This window comes from Nonlabens sp., from assembly GCF_018401815.1.
Taxonomy (GTDB): Bacteria; Bacteroidota; Bacteroidia; order Flavobacteriales; family Flavobacteriaceae; genus Nonlabens.
In genome coordinates, this window is sequence record NZ_JAGYKG010000001.1 from 850,809 (window position 1) to 870,546 (window position 19,738).

The following is a 19,738-nucleotide window of genomic DNA, read 5'->3' on the forward strand; positions in this document are numbered from 1 at the left end:
TAGTTATACAACTTAAGCTGAGTTAATATTTGTTAACCGACTTCCTACTGTAGAGGGAATAGCGCACCTTTGAATTATGAATGAAAGAAAATATCACTTTATTCTTGTCTTGATAAGTGTAGTGATCGCCGCTACGCTAGCTATACAATTGTACTGGAATTACAACAATTTTCAAGAGTCTAAAAGGAACTTGGTCTCTGACTTACAAATAAGTCTGGATAAAAGTGTTGATGTATACTATGAGCTCTTAGTTAAAGAAAATAATATAGGTATTATTGTTAAAGAGACTACTAATCGCAAACCAGAGTTTGATAGACTATTTAGAACCACGGACAGTTTGATGCGTGCCGCTGGACAACGCGGATTTAACCTAGACAACAATATCGCTAGTAATATGAGCGAAATTTTTATTGCACAAGGTGGGGACATGGAGACTCTAAACTCTATGGAACCTATGAAAGATCTTTGGAACTTTCCTAACTATAATATCAATAAGCCTGATGGTAATTTCATTGAGGTAGAAACGTTTTTTACGGATCAAATCAATCTACAAAAAACGATGTCAACACTCACTGCAAAAGTAGTAAGAGCTATTCAAGAAAAGGAAATGAATCTGGCACGTATGGATAGTCTCTTTTCTATAAGTCTAGAAAAACAAGGTTGGAAAGTAAATTACAAACTTAACATTGCAAAAGCAGATGTTAACAATGAACTAACTAACGAAATAAATGATAACGTACTTAGAGCAAATTCTAAGTTAATCAAAAAAGGAGATGCCCTTTTACTTCGTTATTCTGGTCTTTCTCCAGAGATTTACAGACTCAACTTAACTGGTATTATTCTCAGTGCATTACTTATCACAGCAGTAGTTTTTTGCCTTTTTTATCTATTGCAAATTATTAGAAAACAAAAGGCGCTAGGAGAGATGAAAAACGATCTTATTTCTAATATCACTCACGAATTTAAAACACCTATCGCTACTGCAAGTGCCGCCTTAGAAGGAGTACAAAGCTTTACTAATAGTGGTGATCAAGTTAAAACAGACCGTTATTTGAGTATGGGCCGCGACCAACTCGTGAAACTTAATGGTATGGTAGAGCGCATCCTTGAAACGGCTACTTTGGACAGTGATGAGTTAATGTTGCAAAAAAGCGGCGTAGTAATCAATGAACTGATTGAAGTGATTATACTCAAACACCAAAACCAAACTTCTAAAAAGATCTCTTTTATAGAAGAAAGCAACGCAGTGGTGATCAATGCCGATGCTTTTCATCTAGAAAACGCCATTAACAACCTTATTGATAATGCGATAAAATATGGTGGTGATCATATTGAAGTACAGCTTTGTATGTATGCAGAATCTATAAGCATAACGGTTACTGATGACGGGAACAATTTGAGTTCTAAAGACGTGCGGCTTATTTTTGATAAATTCTACCGAGTAGGGAAAGGAAACCAACACGATGTAAAAGGCTTTGGGATAGGGTTATTCTATACCAAATCCATCATTGAAAAACACAAGGGTAGCATTACCGCAACTGTACATCCACAAACCTCTTTTAAAATTACTTTGCCTTATGAATAAAAACAGCATCAACATCATACTTGCCGAAGACGAACCTGCTCTAGGAATGATCGTAAAAGAAAGTTTAGAAACTAGAGGTTTTAACGTGCGTCATGAATTAAATGGCGTTCTAGCCTTGGAGGCATTTCATGAAAAACAACCCGATATTCTTGTTCTCGATGTCATGATGCCTAAATTAGATGGCTTTGAGTTAGCAAAAAAAATACGAATGGAAAATGAGGAAATTCCTATCATTTTTCTGACTGCAAAATCACAAACAGAAGATGTGTTAGAAGGGTTTCACGTAGGTGGAAACGACTACCTTAAAAAGCCCTTTTCCATGGAAGAGCTCATTGTGCGCATAGAGAATTTACTCAGCAGGCAAACAGTACAAAAAACAGCAGCTATTTATGAGTTGGGCGATTTTACCTTTAATTTTCCAAAGCAGCAACTTTTATACAAAGGGGAGGTTACAAAACTGACTCATAGAGAGGCTCATTTGCTCTATCACTTAGTTTTAAAGAAAAACAACGTGCTGGACCGCACCTTTATTCTTAAAAAACTGTGGGGTAATGACGATTTTTTCTCTGGCCGAAGTATGGATGTCTTTATCACAAAATTGCGCAAAAAATTAGCGTTAGACGATCAACTAGAAATAGTAAATGTGCGCGGATATGGCTATAAATTAATAACCCCTTAATCACCTCCTCTTTTTTAGTTCTTATAGCTAGTTATTAGCCTAACAAGGCCCCTTGTTTTCTCGATGAAGAACCTACTTAATGGTAGTAATGGCTTTTTTTCTTCTGATCAAATGATCACTTAAAAGAACTTTTAAAACCTAATAATTAATTTTTGGTTCCATGCTTTTAAATAAATTGCTAGAAATATCCACGACATAGTTGTAATTTGCTTTCTATGAAGTGGTCCTATTTCTTATTTTTCATTGGTAGTATCGTACAAGGCCAACAAGTGTACAAAAGTGTTGCCCTCAATGCAGACTATTTTTATGGAGTTGACGACTTTGAAGCACTTTATTACGGCAAAAATGGTGCGTTTATTCAACAAGAAGGAAAAGAAACACAAGAGTTTTATGATATACAATTAGGGGATATTACCGAAGTAGATTTGCTCAATCCGTTGAGCATATTATTATTTTATAAAGATACCCAAACCGTGGTATTACTGGATAATCGCCTTAATGAAAAGCAGCGTATTTCTTTAAACCAGCTCTCTCCATCTCGGTTTTTTGAACATGCGAGACTTGCTGGTGAACGACGTCTTTGGCTTCACGATCTGGATCAAAATAGATTGGAACTGCATGATTACATCAATAACAAGACGCTTATTAGCACCGCGGTATTAAAAGATAAGGTATCTCAATTGTTGAGTGATTACAATTTTTGCCATGTGGTGAGTAAGCACCACATAGAGACCTATAATTCTTACGGTAGTAAGACTGCGGTCATGCGGTATGAACAAGGCTCCCTGCTTGATTATGATTTTGGAAGACTCATTAGCCTTAAAGAGGGGCAAATTAAGGTGTTGACAATGGACAAAGAATACCGCTTTCGCGAAAGCGAGATCACAAATAGAAGGATATCAGAAAAGGAAGTGAATTCCCTTTATCTAAAGAACGGAAAACTTTATATTTGGACCGGTAAACGTGTAGACGTGTATACCATCAACCCCTTTAAGAATTAAACATGCATATAGCCGTTGCTGGAAATATAGGCGCAGGTAAAACCACACTTACTCAATTGCTTGCCAAGCATTACAAGTGGACTCCTCAATTTGAGGATGTGCTAGAAAACCCCTACTTAGAAGATTTCTATCAAGACATGGAACGCTGGTCGTTTAATCTACAGGTGTATTTCTTAAATAGCCGTTTCCGACAAATTTTAGAGATCCGGGAAAGTGGTAAAAAGATCATTCAAGACCGAACGATATACGAAGACGCCAGCATTTTTGCGCCCAATCTTCATGCAATGGGATTGTTATCACAACGTGATTTTGATAATTACAGCTCATTATTTGACCTTATGGAAAAAGTAGTTGCTGCCCCAGATTTATTGATCTACTTGCGCAGTTCTATCCCTAACTTAGTAAATCAAATCCACAAACGGGGTCGCGATTATGAAAACAGCATTTCTATAGATTATCTAAGCCGATTAAACGAACGTTATGAAGGATGGGTTCATGGTTATAAGAAGGGGAACCTATTGATCATCGATGTAGATGATATTGATTTTGTGAATCATCCTGAAGATTTAGGAGGGATTATCAATAAAATAGATGCGGAGATGACGGGGCTTTTTGCTTAATAATTACTGAATTAAAAATAACAAAGGCTGTTCTGATAATTTAGAACAGCCTTTGTTATTTATAAAGTTTTCCAACTTTCCAGAATCTCCAATCACGTAGTTAAATGCTATCTCTATACACTAGTGCTTTTCGCTAAAGGCAGAGTCGAGAACTTCTATACAAAAGGGAAAACACGTAAACTCCCATTGTGGCTCACTAAAAAGGTGATTGCTGTGGTAGAGAACCAGTTCAATTGATGGATTTAAAACCGCTTATTAATATCCCACTTTAGAACGCACCCTTTTCAATACAGCATCTGCAATATGACGTGCTTTAAAAGCTCCTTCTTCAAGTGCCATATCTAATTCATGCCTATTCTCCATTAAGTAATCATAACGCTTTCTAGCCTCGTTAAAACGTTCACATAGGGCTTCAAACAGGGCCTGCTTTGCATGACCGTAACCATAATTTCCAGCAGCATAATTATTGCGCATTTCTTGAATCTTTTGCTCTGGAGCAATTAATTGATATAAGGAAAAGACATTACAACTTTCTGTATTTTTAGGCTCTTCAAGTGGTGTGCTATCAGTTTCTATAGACATACACTGCTTGCGCAACTTTTTATCTGATTGAAAAATATCAATGATATTCCCTCTAGATTTGCTCATTTTACCCCCATCGGTTCCAGGAACAAGGAGCCCGTCTTTTTGAATTTTGGCCTCAGGCTCTATAAAAGTAGTCCCCATTTTATTATTGAATCTCCCCGCAACATCGCGTGTTATTTCCACGTGTTGCAATTGATCCTTACCCACAGGAACCACTTCTGCATCATAAAGTAGGATATCTGCAGCCATTAACATAGGATAGGTAAAAAGACCTGCATTTACGTCTTCCAATCGGCCTGCCTTATCCTTAAAGCTATGTGCAAGAGTGAGCCTTTGATAAGGGTAAAAACAAGCCAGGTACCAGTTCAATTCGGTTACCTGTGGTATATCACTCTGTCTGTAAAACACAGTTTTACTGATGTCTAGTCCACATGCCAGCCAAGCCGCTGCTGTTGAATACGTATTTTCTCTTAATAATGCTCCATCTTTAATTTGAGTTAGAGAATGCATGTCTGCGATAAAAAGAAAGGAATCATTCTTCTGATCTTTGGACATTTCTATCGCTGGTAAAATAGCACCTAGAAGATTCCCCAAGTGAGGTGTACCAGTAGATTGAACTCCAGTAAGTATTCTTGCCATGATTTTTAATTGAAGACCAAAGATAATTAGTAATCGGTATTCCCCATATAGGAATGTCTAATAATCCCGCTTAAAGTCTGGAAGTATACTGTTTTAAGCGAGATCCTTAAAATAAGATGTCTATGAAGTGATAAATTCGTCTATTTTTGATAACTTGAAATGGATACGCTACATATTAATGCCTCTATACCGAGTATGGTTTTACCTACTCATGGGCATTCCTATTCTTATTTTCTTTCCGCTGCTATTGATTCTAACTATTTCAGAAAAAACCTATCCTCTATTTTTTAAAGTTGCCCGTCTTTGGGCCGTTTTCGTTCTGTACGGAATGGGGTTTTGGCCTTCTATTAAAAGAGCCGAACCTATGAAAAAGTATCAAAGTTATATGCTGGTAGCCAACCATACCAGCATGAGTGATATTATGATGATGTTACTGATCTCCAAGAACCCTTTTGTTTTTGTAGGAAAAAAAGAACTGGCTAAAATTCCGGTTTTTGGTTTTTTCTATAAACGCACGTGTATCCTCGTCGATAGAAACAATCCTAAAAGTCGTACTGAAGTTTTTAACCGCGCTAGAAAGCGCATGCAGGATGGCGTAAGCATATGCATCTTTCCAGAAGGTGGTGTTACAGACGATCTCAACATCGTATTGGACACCTTTAAGGATGGTGCATTTAGACTTGCCATAGAGCATCAAATCCCAGTTCTTCCGGTTACCTTATTTGACAGCAAAAAACGTTTCCCTTTTTATTTTTTTAAAGGAGGTCCGGGAATCATGAGAGCGCAGGTACATACAGCTCTAGAAACAACAGGGATGAATGTTAACGGAGATAAAGTGCGTTTGCGAGAAAAGGTCAGAACTATCATTCTTCATTCCTTAGAAAAAGAATCCTAAAAATCTAAAAACAGAAAAACCGTTCCATGTTACAGAAACGGCTTCTCATCATCATTGCAAATAATTGAGTTTAATTAAATCACCCTCAACACTCTTGTTTTCCTTTTTCACGAAAAATATTAACTGACGTACAATGATTGTCAGCAAATTAAAATCTGTAAATAACACCGCTATGAATACCTATGGTGTAAGGTCTAAAGGCTGCTGCGTTATTTCTTAATGTACTTAGCTGGTATTTAAATGTAGGCTCTATAAAAGCTCCTAATTGATTGGTAAAGTCATATCCAAATCCTAACCCAAAATTAGCACTCTGATTAAAGTCATTAAAATTAGTATCTTCCCCTAGCTCCAACCGCTGATTAGCATTTTGAACGGCTACTGTATTATCAGTTAAAAAAAGAGCACTGACGCCGCCTAATACACTTATTTTAAACTTCCTATTTATCAGGTTGTACTGCAATTCTAATGGTACTTCTAAATAACCTAGTTGCTGAAAAATCTCTCCTTTAATTCCTTGAAATTGATTGCTTACCAATTCTTGTTCGGTAAAGCCAGTCTCAAACGTTTCATTGAATAAATCACTAGTATTAGTGGAGGCGTCACTTACTGCACTAGCGTTATAAACTTGATCCAACTGCTGATCTCGAGAAGCTATACTTAAATTGACCTGATAATTAATGCCTTGTGTATTATAAGTCATGTTGATCTGATGGACTCCGGTTCTAAAACTTAATCGAGGTGATAATTCATAACTAAAACCTATTCCATAACTTAGTTGAACACCCGGATTTTTACCATTATCACTAACTTCATTATTGACCGAGCTACCGCTTAAGCTGTTAGAGTAAACCGGCCCTGCCTGAGTAGTAGCCGCCCACCTTCCTTTAAAAACATTCTCCTTAATACTGTCTTCCTTTTTCTCTTGAGCAGCAATATCTTCTAAAGTTGGTAGATTCTTTTTAGTGGAATCTATAGCTGCAATAGCATTCTCAATTACATCATCCTCCACGGTTTGAACTGGGCCACGGTCTATGGAAGTATTATTTACAACAGCCTCTTTTCTAGGGTCAGGAGTCTCCAGTACAGGCTCTTTTATAGAAGGCTTTGTACTATTCTCTGAGCTGGCTATACCGGCTTCTTGTTCTTTAATCGGTGCTGCTATAAAATTATCTTTTAAAGCACTAGCCCCTAAAGGCTTTTTATTGTTCCCCTTAGAAGTGGAATAAAGCTGCTTTGGTTGTTCTTGGGCATTATACGAGCCATCTGAAGACTTCTCAGCTGCCAAGTCGCTCGACTTTAAAGGAAGCTTTGCTCTAGTGTTCACATTAGAATTCTCCTTTAAATTATTCAAGGGTTCTGAGCCAACTTTTGTGTCCTCAGTTGCTAACTGGGTATCATTAGTTCTTTTCTTAAGGTATGGTACTGCACCTTTATTAAAATACGCTTCATTATTTTTTAGAGCGTTTTGAGGTGTTGTCTTTGTTTGACTGGGTCTTTCAGAATTAACAAACGGCTGTTGTTTGTTACTCAACTCCTTATCCATACCTACATATAAGCACGTTAATAAGATCGAAAGTCCCGCAGCGACCCCACCTAGTACCCACCAGAATGGAATAACCCTAGCCTTCTTGTTCTTATCAAGATCTTTTTCAATAGCCTCCCAAACCCTTGATGGTGGTTGCGCCTCAAAGTCTTTGAATTCTTCTTGAAAAAGTTTATCTATATTTTTCTTTTTACTCATAATTAGCCGGCATTAGAATTGTGAGATTCCCGCCATGTTTGAACCATTAATTGCAAGTGTTTTCTTGCTCGTGCAAGATTAGATTTTGATGTACCCGTGGTGATCTTCATCATCTCTGCTATTTCTTTGTGACTGTACCCATCCATGACGTACATAGTAAAGACGAGCCGGTATCTTTCTGGCAACTCTTGCACCATAAATAACAACTTTTGAAGCGGCACATCATCTGACTCCTCTACCTCAACTACTTCTGTATCTTTTAATTGGTCTTCATTTACCAAGTCGTATACTTTTGCACCTCTAAAACGCTGCAGCGCAGTGTTCACTGCTATTCTTTTACACCATCCTTCAAAAGAGCCTTTGAATTTAAACTGATCTATTTTTTTAAATATGATGATAAAAGTGTCTTGCAAGATGTCCTGAGCTTCTGCTTTATTAGGAGCATATCTCAAACAAGATCCATAAAGCTTGGGAGAAATTGCGTGATACAGTTCCTTTTGAGCCTTAGGATCATTTTTTTGACATAATTTAATTAACTTTTTATTTGGCACAATTTAAAGTTCGATCATTCTTCAACAGGAATGGTGTATTCTAAATATGTTGCTTGATTAGTTACATCTAAACCATTAAAAAATTTAAATACATAAGTACCATTACTCGCTGCTAGAAAGCTTAGATCTCTTTGTGTTCTTACTAAACCCTCCTCACAATCAGTATACGTTGTAGAAGCTACTACAGTAATAATCCTCTCATTAAGATTAGAGCTTACCTCAAAACCTGCAAACTGTTGACAATTATTTGTAAAATCAAATATCACCGGAATCGTATGGGTCTGTCCAAAAGTGAATGCTTGTGGTAGTTCTACACTAACTACAGGAATCACTTCATAATTAACAACCGGTACCTCACCATCATCAATACTACAAGCATATAGCATAAGCGTTGAGATGGCTAGGACCGTTAAGATTTTATAGTTCATATTCATTTTAGTATTACATAAGGGAGATGCCTCCTTTTACAAAAGGTTGCGTCAGTATCTGAAAAAACCGCTAGCGATAAACGCTAGCGGTTTTAAAAGTGAATAGTACTAGTATTTTAATCGTTTACTGCTTTTATAGCAGCCATAATTTTAACTTCCAGTTCCTCTACGAGCTCAGGATTATCTATAAGAATTGATTTTACAGCATCTCTCCCTTGTCCTAATTTAGTGTCTTCATAAGAGAACCAAGAGCCTGCTTTGTTTATGATTTCATAATTCACACCTAGATCGATGATCTCTCCTAATTTAGAAACTCCTTCACCGTACATGATATCAAACTCCGCCATTCTAAAAGGCGGGGCCACTTTATTCTTAACCACCTTAACACGAGTTTTATTCCCTAAAATGGCACCAGCGCTATCTTTAATCTGTGTAGATCTTCTAATATCCAATCTCACAGATGCATAGAATTTCAAGGCGTTCCCACCGGTAGTTGTCTCTGGATTACCGAACATCACTCCTATCTTTTCACGTAACTGGTTGATAAAAATAACTGTACAATTGGTTTTTGAAATAGAGCTGGTTAATTTTCTACAGGCTTGAGACATTAAACGAGCGTGAAGTCCCATTTTACTATCTCCCATTTCTCCTTCAATTTCACTTTTAGGAGTTAAGGCTGCAACAGAGTCAATTACAATAATATCTATTGCTCCAGACCGGATCAAATTATCTGCTATTTCTAGTGCTTGTTCTCCGTTATCTGGTTGCGAGATAATTAAGTTTTCCAAATCAACACCTAATTTCTCTGCATAAAAGCGATCAAATGCGTGCTCTGCATCAATAAATGCGGCAATCCCACCGGTTTTTTGCGCTTCAGCAATGGCGTGTAGGGTTAAAGTCGTTTTCCCAGAAGATTCTGGACCGTATATTTCAATAACTCTACCACGAGGGTACCCACCTACCCCTAAGGCTGCATTTAAGGCAAGAGATCCTGTAGAAATGGAATCTACTTCAACCACTTGCTTATCCCCCATTTTCATAACTGTTCCTTTACCATAGGCCTTATCCAGCTTATCTAAGGTTAGTTTAAGGGCTTTTAATTTTGCTTCTTTCTCTTTATCGTCTGCCATTGTGATTATTTTAGGTAAAAATACGTTCTAGAAAAAATAGAAACAACAGGATTCAGATTAGGTTATTAACGATGTTGCTTTTTCTGTTATTTTCTTTTGTCTCGCTTTCGCGAAAGCGGAATTTACGAATTCCTTATCCATAAAAAAAGGGAATCTCATAACGAGATTCCCTTTTCTATAGTACTAATAGAGATTATTTACTCTTTTATAAACTTTAAAGTGGCTTGTTGACTGCTACTAGTAACTTTAACAAAATACATCCCATTAGATAAACTAGAGATATTGTCAATGTTGATCGTATGATTTACTTGATCAAAAGATCTTGTCATTACTTGCTGTCCTAACGTATTGAATACGGCAACTTCAATAGAAGAAGCGCTAGTCTGTCCCATGCTGATCGTCACCACATCTCCAGTTACTGGATTAGGATACAGACTTAAAGTGGATGCAAAAACATCTTCATTTCCGGCCGTTCCATCAATGATAAACATACCTACGTGGAAATCATAATCTTCTGTATCATTTACAGTTCCATCACTAGCAAAGAAGGCAAACTGTACGGTTCCTGTATAAGAGCTTAAATCAATAAACTCTCTTGTACCAGTCACAGATGGTTGGTTTGCTGCCGTCCATGTCATTAAAGAAGTCCATGTCATACCTGCGTCAGTGGTAATTAATAAATCTACCTGATCATCAGAACCCATAGTATCTGTATCTGTTGCATCAGAAGCTCCTGAACTAGTCCAGTTAGTTACTGCAACTTCTATAGAAAGCACATCGTTAGATGTTCCTGTCATATCATACTGCTCTGAAAGCAACCATTCACGGTCTGTATTTCCAGCATATAAATTAATGGCGTTACTAGGAATTACAGTACCTGCAAAATTCTCATAAGACCTACTTGCTCTCCAATCAGAAGAACCTACTGTCATAGGGCCATCCACTATTTCTCCAGATCCAGCTTCATCCCAACAAGCGTTAGGAACGTTTGTTGTAAAGTCTGTGATGTATGGATAGGTAGCAACTGTAGCACAATTGGTAAAAAAGTTTAAAGGACTAGATATCCATGCACTTTCGTCACCTGCTCCACAAACCTCTCTCACATGTATAAAGTATTCTGTAGCTGCTGTTAAACCAGTTATCGTATAAGTCACATTAGGAGTTGCCCCAGCAACATCAGACCAAGATCCAGAAACAGCAGGAGTTGCTCCTGAAACTGTAGTTAACGAGTATTCATAATTACCTGCACTCGTAGGATTACCGCTATCAAAATTGATAGTTGCCGTTACATCTGTATTACTAACTAAAGTAAGGTTAGAAGTGTCAGGACAAGATGGAATTGCTTCCCAAACTATATTATCTAAGTACATAGAGTCAAAAGTGCCTACAAAAATGTGCCTGAATGCAATATATTGATCTGTTCCTGTATAGGAGTCAAAGTTTACAATAAACTCACTGTGAGTTGTTGTAGGAGCAAGAGCACTCAATAATGTAAATGTACTCGGATCAGTAGGATCTGTTATAGTTCCTACCTCAAGTGTGCTTGTAGATGTTCCTGCGTCTGCAAAAAACTTAACCCTGTGAGTACCTGCCGAAAGGTTGTTGAGTTGAGGAGTTATTAATATAGTCTCTCCTTCATTTGTTGTACCACTCCCAATGTTTCCAGTTAAACTACCACTGTAGAGTCTCACTCCATTAGGGGCTGTTTCATCAGCTAAAGTACTGGTTTGAACATATGGCTGTGTTCCTGATCCTAATACCGTAGAAAAAGAGCTCCAACAATTTGCTAAATTTGGAGTAGAAACTGCATCAAAGTTTTCATTGAAATCGGCTACAGCTGAACAGTCTGTAGTAAAACTAAAAGGTCCTACCCAAGCCGTTATATCCCCCATCCCACAATCACTCTGTAAATAATAATCATAGGTAGTTCCGCTCATTAGACCTGTAAGTGAAAAAGGAATCGTTGTATAAGATAGAGAAGTACCGGTTCCTTGAACAAATCCTAAAGCACCATATTCAATATTTGTATTTGTGGAGGTGTTGCTATTGGTATAATCAATAGTTGCTCCGTCAGTTGAAGTCGCTGTTACCACTACATTAGTTGGAGCAAAACAAGAAGGCGCTTCATCAAAGCTTACATCGTCTATAGCAAAGTCATCATCAAAATCAGTTCCGTTGTTTTCATCTACTACAAAGCGAGCTTGAACTGGTCCTGTAATTGTATATACCGAAAGATCTACCAGGCCTTGAGCCCATCCATTGGTATTGGAGTTGCTCGTATAGACACCAATATTCCAAGCGGCACCATCCCAAAAATCAACTGAAAACTGCACGTTTGTAGAATCTTCTCTATCACTATTGATCCAAAAGGACAAAGCAGGAGAAGTTAATCCACTTACATCAACTAAAACTGACTCTAAACTTGTCCCTGTACTATGAGGGCTTGAGTCATCGACCCATGCAAAGAATCCTGTACCTGAGGTATGATCTACTATGGCTCCGTTATTCCCTCCATGTGCCGGTTCAAAAGCAGTACCATCTGCAAACAACCAGTTTTCTGAATTTTGTATTCCTTGATTCCAACATGCTGGTATTGCACCTGCATTATCAAAATTTTCTGTATAAGGAGCTACAACAGGAGAACATAAAGTTGTTAAACTTGTTGGTCCGACAAAAGTAGTGCTACAATCTGCTCTTACATACACATCATATGAGGTGTTTGATGTTAAAGAAGTAATGGTATAAGGATTTGTAGTAGCATTACTTGTTCCTGCAACTGGTGCTGGATCTCCTCCTGGCACTGCTACAACTTCCCAAGCAGTTCCTGCTGGTATGTTGTTCTCTGACCAGCTTACTGTTGTAGCGTCTGATGTTACAGAATCGATTGTAACGCTAGAAACATCGATACAACTAGGTCGAGGTGTGCAGGTATAATTTGCCTCCCATCCAGCTCTATTTACAGAACTATCCGAATTAAACTCAACGGTTATAGCCCCAGCTGGATTTAAAGCCGAAAAGACTGCCGGACCTTGTAAATCTGCTGCTAAAACTGGAGCGCTGGTATCTGAACCGTCGTAGATGGTTAAGGTGTCACAACAATTTTCTAAATCAACTAAAATAAAATCTAAGGTTACCACATTGGCTGCAGTGTCTGGTAAATAGGTAATGGTATAAGACTCATTATCGGAATAATTACTTGCAGCGCCACCGGTGTCATACACCGTATCTCCACATGCTGCTGAGGTAGAAAACACAATTGGCCCTAACCAAGAGCTCGTTCCTGTTGCTCCACAATCAGTTCTTATGTAAAAGTCATAAGATGTTGATGAAGTTAATCCTATAACAGATGCTACAAGAGCCCCAGAGGCAGTTGTACCGCTGTCAACGACATTTGTACCTTGAGGATCACCTTGAGGCACCACTTCCCAGATATAACCTCCTGTTTCAGAAGCAGAAGCTGTCCAAGATAAATCTGCAGAAACAGCTGTGATATTACTTGAAACTACTGCTGTAGGCTGGGGGCAAGAGGGCGGACTAGGTACAACTATCATAAAAGATGCCTCTAATTCGTCTGCGGGAGTTTCCCAGCCAGAAGTAGCATCATTATCTGTACCGTCGTTAGGTGAAACACCTCCATTATTACCTATGGATGCTCCATAAGCAGTAACATCAATTAAAGTACCGTCCCAACCGTCGGCATACCTGTCATAGCAATTCACCCAATAGGTTCCGGGTGCAAGCATGATGTCTTGATTGATGAGTCCCTGTGCGTTACCGTAAGTACCGTCACCTTGACCCCAAATTTGAGTTCCTGCACCACCCGCTGTATCGGTAATGTTGACCCATTTTTCTGAAGCATAACTACCGCCTGAAGTAGTAATGTTAATAGTAGATTGTGCATTGGTAAAAAGACCAATCGAACAAACTAAAAAAGTTGTTAGGAGTAATTTTAATTTCATAATGATAGTTTTAGAAAAAGACTGATTTAATTATAGGGGTAAAAATTAAGTAAAATTTAAGACATTTTAAGGTTTTAAGCTGTTTAAATGTTTTATTATTTTTTAATTATCTCAATAATAAGGAGTTAAAATTTAATATGTTTTATATTTGCGTCAAAACATTCACCTATTTATAATTAACATAAATAACTTGATCACCAACTTCACACCTTCATGCCTAATGAATCACTAGTTAAAGAGGGAAAAATTATTTGAAATTATTAAGTTGAAATAAGCCTTCTAAAAGATTTAATGGTGCTACATTTAATAATACCCTGACTTTAAAATGGAGCGCCCTTCTTAAGTAACATTCTTTTCATTCTCACTACCTTTGCAAACACATTCAACACCTAAACTGTTTATAGCATGCAACTGTATAACAAATTAAGTGCTGAAGAAAGGCGCGTTTTAATACGTGAGGCGGGAAAAAAACGCCTCACCATTTCTTTCTATCAGTACCACAACATTGGTAACCCTCAATTGTTAAGAGACCATTTATTCTTGCACTGGCATCCTATGGATGTTCTAGGAAGAATTTATGTCGCCCTTGAAGGAATCAATGCCCAACTCTCCATTCCAGCAGATCGTTTTGAAGAATTCAAAACCTTCCTAGACGGTATTGATTTCTTAGAAAACGTGCGCCTCAACATCGCCCGAGAACATGACAATGAAAGTTTTTTAAAACTCAAAGTTAAAGTACGCGACAAAATTGTTGCTGATGGTCTAGAAGATGCCACTTTTGATGTCACTAATAAGGGGATTCATGTAGACGCTATTGCATTTAATCAACTTATTGAAGACCCCAATACGGTCCTAGTGGATATGCGCAATCACTATGAATCTGAAATAGGTCATTTTAAAAACGCTTGGACTCCTGATGTTGATACCTTTAGAGAAAGCCTTGATTACATAGAAGAAAAGCTCCAAAACCAGAAAGAAGGTAAAAAACTAGTCATGTATTGCACCGGTGGTATACGTTGTGAAAAAGCGAGCGCTTACTACAAGCACAAAGGTTTTGAAAACGTCTATCAACTAGAAGGCGGCATTATAGAATACCACAGACAAGTTACAGAGCTAGGTCTTGAAAACAAATTCAAAGGGAAAAACTTTGTTTTTGACCATAGATTCTCAGAAAAAATAGGAGAAGAAGTCATTGCCCACTGTCATCAATGTGGTGCTTCGTGTGATGCACATACCAATTGTGCTAATGATGCTTGCCACTTGCTTTTTATTCAATGTGATTCCTGCAAAACAGCATTTGAAAATTGCTGTAGCCAAGAATGTAATGATGTCATACAACTGCCTTTTGAAGTACAAAAATCATTAAGGGCTGGAAACTACAACAGCAATAATATATTCAAAAAAGGCCGTTCAGAAAAACTGGTTTTTAAGAAACATCAGAAAATTAACGAGTAGCTCTTAAATAATCCCGCTTTCGCGAAAGCGAGATCAACAACACCTCTTACCTTTGCAACATGGTTAAAATAGGCAACATAGAATTACCAGACTTTCCACTACTACTTGCTCCTATGGAAGATGTGAGTGATCCCCCTTTCCGCACGTTATGTAAAGAAAACGGCGCTGACGTCGTCTTTACAGAATTTATTTCTAGTGAAGGGTTGATACGTGATGCGGCAAAAAGCACCATGAAGCTGGATATTTACGAGACAGAACGTCCTGTAGGAATACAAATTTTTGGAGCCAATTTAGAATCTATGCTTCAATCTGTAGAGATTGTAGAACGTACTCGACCTGATATCATAGATATCAACTTCGGTTGTCCAGTAAAAAAAGTAGTGTCTAAAGGTGCCGGTGCGGGGATTCTAAAAGACATAGACCTTATGGTATCGCTTACCGAAGCTATGGTAAAACACACCTCTTTGCCTATTACAGTTAAAACCAGATTGGGTTGGGATGACGATTCTATTAAAATTGTAGAAGTAGCCGAACGTTTACAAGACGTAGGTATTAAAGCCATTTCTATTCACGGTCGTACCAGAGCTCAAATGTACAAAGGAAGTGCTAATTGGGCCCCTATAGCAGCGGTCAAGAACAATCCTCGCATGCACATTCCTGTTTTTGGAAATGGGGATGTAACCACACCAGAGCTGGCCATGAAAATGCGCGATGAATACGGGCTCGACGGCTGTATGGTAGGTCGGGCGAGTATAGGGTATCCCTGGTTTTTTAGAGAAGTAAAACATTTCTTTGAACACGGCACACATAGGGCAAAACCTACTATGGCAGAACGTGTTGAAGTAGCTCGTAGACACCTACAAATGGCTATAGACTGGAAAGGAGAACAACTAGGTGTTTTTGAAACAAGACGACATTACACCAACTATTTTAAGGGCATTCCTGATTTTAAAGAATACCGTATGAAAATGGTCACTAGTGATCAATCAGAAGGAGTATTTGAAGCGTTTGAAGAGGTTTTAGAGAACTTTGGCGATTATAGCTTTGCTTGAGACAGCAACTTGTCGTTAATTCTACGGGAGCCTATATAACTAGCTATACAACCCAAAACAGTAATTGTAGCAAGAGAAACAATGACGTTCCATATATCCATGGCAAACGGATATGGAATTCCTGGCGCTATATAAATCAAGTTGTATTTTACTTGTAACACTACAAAAGTGACTCCTATTGCAAGACCTATAATACCCCCCGAAAGAGTCATCAAGCTTCCTTGAATAAAAAAGATTTGACGCAAAGACTTCACTGATGCTCCTAAGTCAAGTAGCGTCTTCATGTTTTTCTTCTTATCGAGAATCATCATGATAATACTGCCTACCACATTAAACAAAGCGATGATCAATATCAGTGTAAAGATCAAATAAACCACTAAGTTTTCTGAATTGAGCATTTTATAAAGCGCATCATTCATCTGGAATTTATCCTTGATTTTTACAGGTTGTTCAAAGATATCTTGAATGGCAGCTCTTACCTCATTTTCATTTGCGGCGGGAGTTAATTTAATTTCTACCGCACTTGCCGTAGAATCATTCATTCCTAACAACTCCCGCGCTGCGCTTAGTCTAGTGAAAATATAGTTGCTGTCCAGGGTCTCATTAACACTAAAAGTTCCTACAGGAATAGCATCGAGTCTAGAAAACGAGCTGTTCAAGTTTAATTTATTGATGGCGTTAGCACCTGGTTTAGGAACCATGATTTGCATATAACTCCCATAATTATTTACCGTAAGAGAAAGCCTAGAAGCTAGTGAATAACCAGGAACTACTTGTACATCACTTTGAGAAAGCCAGCTGCCATAATAAAGAATGGAATCCGTGCGAATCATGTTTACGTAATCATCTGGAACCCCTTTGATAAAAGCAATATCATTTTTTTCCTCATAATTTAAGAAGGCCTTTTCCTCTATCACCGCACAAACTAATGCTACTCCAGGTATTTTTTCTAGTTCTCGCTTTCGCGAAAGCGGAATACCAACAGTCTTACCATTTATAGGCAAAACCTTCAAGTCTGGATCAAAATAATTGGAAAACTCCGTACTAAAGTCCTTAAGGCCTGAGAAACCAGAAAGCACAATAAAAAGTGCTGCGGTGCCTACTACGGTGATGATAAAACTAAGGATATTGATGATGTTAATGGCGTTTTTGCCATTTTTTGAAACTAAATAACGCTTTGCTATGTAAAAGGAAAAATTCACTAAGACTTCTTACGTCGTGGCAGGATACCTGGATTTTCTATAGGATTGTTTTCACCTTTGAGTTCACGGTCTATTTGATCCATGTATTCTAAGGAGTCGTCATTAAAGAACTGAAGCTCCGGCATGCGACGGAACTGATGACGCACTCTAGAAGCCACTTCATAACGTATCTCATCACCCATTTCGACAATTTCCTTCACAACAGTACTGGCCTTATCTGCTGGAAAAACAGATAGGTATACTTTTGCGTACCCTAAATCTGGAGTAACCGTAACTTTAGTAACGGAGACTATTAAATTAGTCACGGCATTCTTTCTCATTACGTCTTGAATAACCGCAGATAAGTCTTCCTGTAAGACTCCGGCAATTTTTTTCTGTCTATTACTTTCTTCCATACTGCAAAGGTAAGTAGTTCCTCATGAATAGTTGATAGTCCATTGGTTAATATGACCATAGAAAACCATTCTTGTCGTCTAACTGTACTAACTTTGTAAGGTAAAACAACAAAATATGTTTGGCAAAATAGAACACCTAGGTATAGCCGTTAAAAACCTGGAAGAGGCAAATGAAGTATACACCAAGCTTCTAGGCCGTAAACCCTATAAAACAGAAACAGTAGCAAGCGAGTCTGTGGATACTAGTTTTTTTCAAAGTGGTGACAACAAAATTGAGCTATTGAGTGCCACTAGTGACGACAGCGCGATAGCCAAATACATTTCCAAAAAAGGAGAAGGAATCCATCATGTAGCATTTGCTGTGGAAGACATTAAAGCCGAACTGCTGAGATTAGAAAAAGAAGGCTTTCAAATCCTCAATAAAGAACCCAAACGAGGCGCCGACAATAAGTGGGTAGCCTTTTTACATCCTAAAGGAACAAATGGTGTCCTCATAGAATTATGTCAAGAAATTAAAGAATAGTTTGCCGGTATGAATGAATAGTTTAAATTTGCGAACTTTTTAGATAAGGTAATGCCAGCATTTATCTTATTGGGCCTATAACTCAGCTGGTTAGAGTATCTGACTCATAATCAGAAAGTCCCTGGTTCGAGCCCAGGTGGGCCCACAATATCAACCTCAACAAAAGTTGGGGTTTTTTTGTGCTTGTAAATTAGATAGTGATTTTATAGAACCTCCCAGCTGGGCGAGAAGCCTGTGCCGTGCTAGCCAGGCTAAGCCCAGAGTTTATTCCGATTTTTTTCGGAATGGGCCCACAACAAGACCTTAGTTAAAGCTAATTTATTTAAAAAAATACTTCAAAAATTGTTTGCTGATATGTTTACATTCTAATCCATCAAACATTCAAAATAAAACTTTACAGAATTATATTTCTTTTACTTAGTTGTACTTCATGCACCACGGAAGAAAATTTAGAGATCGAATCTAAAATTAGCTATGAATATGCCTCAAACCGTACTTCGGAAGAACAAAAGGAACGTTGTAACGCGTTTAGCACTGCAGACAAAACTAAATTTATAAAAAAATAATCGATAATTTTTAGGTTATAGTAATCTAAATAAAAATCAAAAAGTTACAGGTTTAGAGTTAAGGTCATTTTTGACCACTGAAATTTTTGAGGATTGTGATTATTTGATTAATTTCTATAGCAACGAGGTTCAAGTTAGGTACTCCAAAGCTATTAAAGAACTCAACCAAATTCAGGTTAATCATATCGCAGCAGGGGCGATAATAAAAGTTGTAGACACTATCACTATAAAATTTGCCAGTGATTGTAGTTGTAATTACTGCACTACATTTGGATGTACTAAAAAGACAATATCAAGTATTAGGAGTAGGTGGTAACAGACCAAATGAAAGCATAACTGTAGCACCTGTTGCTTGTGAAACAGCCTGAGATAGCGGCTGTAATCTAGAATATAATGAAAATGACGATGGAACCGAATCCATAAAATAGGATGTGGTTTCTTTGGAATGTATTCGTGTAAAGGGGGCTGTTAAAAAAATGGACAACTGGCTCGTGTAATTGTAAAGGCTATCATTAGTTTACTTTTGGTGGGTACCTGGCCTATTAATGGTTTTGATTGATGAAGATACGGCAAGAGATGTAATTATGGCTTCACGAGTAGCATTTAGAACGACTGATGCGCTTGATGAATTGTTCATGGCTTTTTTTGTTGGCCCCCACCATTCTAGTAAAAAGTTGATAAATACAAAAAGCCACTCTTGAAAAAAGAGCGGCTTTTCCCTACTTAAAAATT

General features: G+C 37.8%; 17 protein-coding genes and 1 tRNA gene. 10 read left to right on the forward strand and 8 right to left on the reverse strand.

Annotated elements, in window-relative coordinates; translation table 11 throughout:
* Positions 1-76: 76 nt before the first annotated feature.
* From KG732_RS03780 to KG732_RS03795, 4 genes are all read left to right on the forward strand, one after another.
* Positions 77-1,585: an ATP-binding protein gene (locus KG732_RS03780; RefSeq protein WP_213521039.1), complete on the forward strand. Its 1,509-nt coding sequence runs from the start codon at positions 77-79 to the stop codon at positions 1,583-1,585.
* The gene (locus KG732_RS03785) at positions 1,578-2,264 is read left to right on the forward strand and encodes a response regulator transcription factor (protein WP_213521040.1); all 687 of its coding nucleotides are present in this window, start codon (positions 1,578-1,580) and stop codon (positions 2,262-2,264) included. Before KG732_RS03780 ends, KG732_RS03785 begins: the two co-directional genes overlap by 8 nt.
* A gap of 215 nt (positions 2,265-2,479) precedes the next feature.
* Positions 2,480-3,265 carry a hypothetical protein gene (locus KG732_RS03790; RefSeq protein WP_213521041.1) on the forward strand — a complete coding sequence of 262 codons (786 nt, stop codon included), beginning with the start codon at positions 2,480-2,482 and terminating at the stop codon, positions 3,263-3,265.
* A gap of 2 nt (positions 3,266-3,267) precedes the next feature.
* On the forward strand, positions 3,268-3,885 hold the full coding sequence (locus tag KG732_RS03795; protein ID WP_213521042.1) for a deoxynucleoside kinase: 618 nt from the start codon (positions 3,268-3,270) through the stop codon (positions 3,883-3,885).
* 255 nt (positions 3,886-4,140) lie between these two features.
* Here the strand turns inward: KG732_RS03795 and trpS are convergent, their stop codons facing one another.
* Positions 4,141-5,109: a tryptophan--tRNA ligase gene (trpS, locus tag KG732_RS03800; protein ID WP_213521043.1), complete on the reverse strand. Its 969-nt coding sequence runs from the start codon at positions 5,107-5,109 to the stop codon at positions 4,141-4,143.
* A gap of 127 nt (positions 5,110-5,236) precedes the next feature.
* Between trpS and KG732_RS03805 the strand changes: the two genes are divergently transcribed.
* Positions 5,237-6,004 (forward strand): lysophospholipid acyltransferase family protein, encoded by a 768-nt coding sequence (locus KG732_RS03805; RefSeq protein ID WP_367271475.1) that lies wholly within the window; start codon positions 5,237-5,239, stop codon positions 6,002-6,004.
* 148 nt (positions 6,005-6,152) lie between these two features.
* Here the strand turns inward: KG732_RS03805 and KG732_RS03810 are convergent, their stop codons facing one another.
* The 5 genes from KG732_RS03810 to KG732_RS03830 form a co-directional block, all read right to left on the reverse strand.
* A complete protein-coding gene (locus KG732_RS03810) occupies positions 6,153-7,745 on the reverse strand; it encodes a hypothetical protein (protein ID WP_213521044.1) in 1,593 nt (530 codons plus the stop codon).
* Positions 7,746-7,747: 2 nt separating this feature from the next.
* Complete coding sequence (locus tag KG732_RS03815) at positions 7,748-8,296, reverse strand: sigma-70 family RNA polymerase sigma factor (protein WP_213521045.1); 549 nt, start codon at positions 8,294-8,296, stop codon at positions 7,748-7,750.
* A gap of 14 nt (positions 8,297-8,310) precedes the next feature.
* A complete protein-coding gene (locus tag KG732_RS03820) occupies positions 8,311-8,724 on the reverse strand; it encodes a hypothetical protein (protein WP_213521046.1) in 414 nt (137 codons plus the stop codon).
* Between the two features lie 116 nt (positions 8,725-8,840).
* Positions 8,841-9,854 carry a recombinase RecA gene (gene recA, locus KG732_RS03825; protein ID WP_213521047.1) on the reverse strand — a complete coding sequence of 338 codons (1,014 nt, stop codon included), beginning with the start codon at positions 9,852-9,854 and terminating at the stop codon, positions 8,841-8,843.
* A gap of 197 nt (positions 9,855-10,051) precedes the next feature.
* Complete coding sequence (locus KG732_RS03830; protein WP_213521048.1) at positions 10,052-13,813, reverse strand: T9SS type A sorting domain-containing protein; 3,762 nt, start codon at positions 13,811-13,813, stop codon at positions 10,052-10,054.
* A 405-nt stretch (positions 13,814-14,218) separates the two neighbouring features.
* Between KG732_RS03830 and KG732_RS03835 the strand changes: the two genes are divergently transcribed.
* Entirely contained in the window at positions 14,219-15,268 is a 1,050-nt protein-coding gene (locus KG732_RS03835) for a rhodanese-related sulfurtransferase (RefSeq protein WP_213521050.1), read from the forward strand.
* A gap of 59 nt (positions 15,269-15,327) precedes the next feature.
* The gene (dusB, locus tag KG732_RS03840) at positions 15,328-16,320 is read left to right on the forward strand and encodes a tRNA dihydrouridine synthase DusB (RefSeq protein ID WP_213521051.1); all 993 of its coding nucleotides are present in this window, start codon (positions 15,328-15,330) and stop codon (positions 16,318-16,320) included.
* Here dusB and KG732_RS13140 read toward each other — a convergent pair.
* Both KG732_RS13140 and rbfA read right to left on the reverse strand, forming a co-directional pair.
* The gene (locus KG732_RS13140) at positions 16,305-17,522 is read right to left on the reverse strand and encodes an FtsX-like permease family protein (RefSeq protein ID WP_213521052.1); all 1,218 of its coding nucleotides are present in this window, start codon (positions 17,520-17,522) and stop codon (positions 16,305-16,307) included. The genes dusB and KG732_RS13140 overlap by 16 nt on opposite strands.
* Positions 17,522-17,917: a 30S ribosome-binding factor RbfA gene (rbfA, locus tag KG732_RS03850; protein ID WP_213521053.1), complete on the reverse strand. Its 396-nt coding sequence runs from the start codon at positions 17,915-17,917 to the stop codon at positions 17,522-17,524. Before rbfA ends, KG732_RS13140 begins: the two co-directional genes overlap by 1 nt.
* 115 nt (positions 17,918-18,032) lie before the next feature.
* On the opposite strand from rbfA, the gene mce reads away from it, so the two are divergent.
* From mce to KG732_RS13040, 3 genes are all read left to right on the forward strand, one after another.
* Positions 18,033-18,440, forward strand: coding sequence for a methylmalonyl-CoA epimerase (gene mce / locus KG732_RS03855; protein WP_213521055.1), 408 nt, complete (start codon positions 18,033-18,035; stop codon positions 18,438-18,440).
* Between the two features lie 71 nt (positions 18,441-18,511).
* Positions 18,512-18,585: transfer RNA gene (locus tag KG732_RS03860), tRNA-Ile, on the forward strand.
* Positions 18,586-19,245: 660 nt separating this feature from the next.
* Positions 19,246-19,374, forward strand: a complete 129-nt coding sequence (locus KG732_RS13040; RefSeq protein WP_292901610.1) for a hypothetical protein — start codon at positions 19,246-19,248, stop codon at positions 19,372-19,374.
* Positions 19,375-19,738 lie beyond the last annotated feature (364 nt).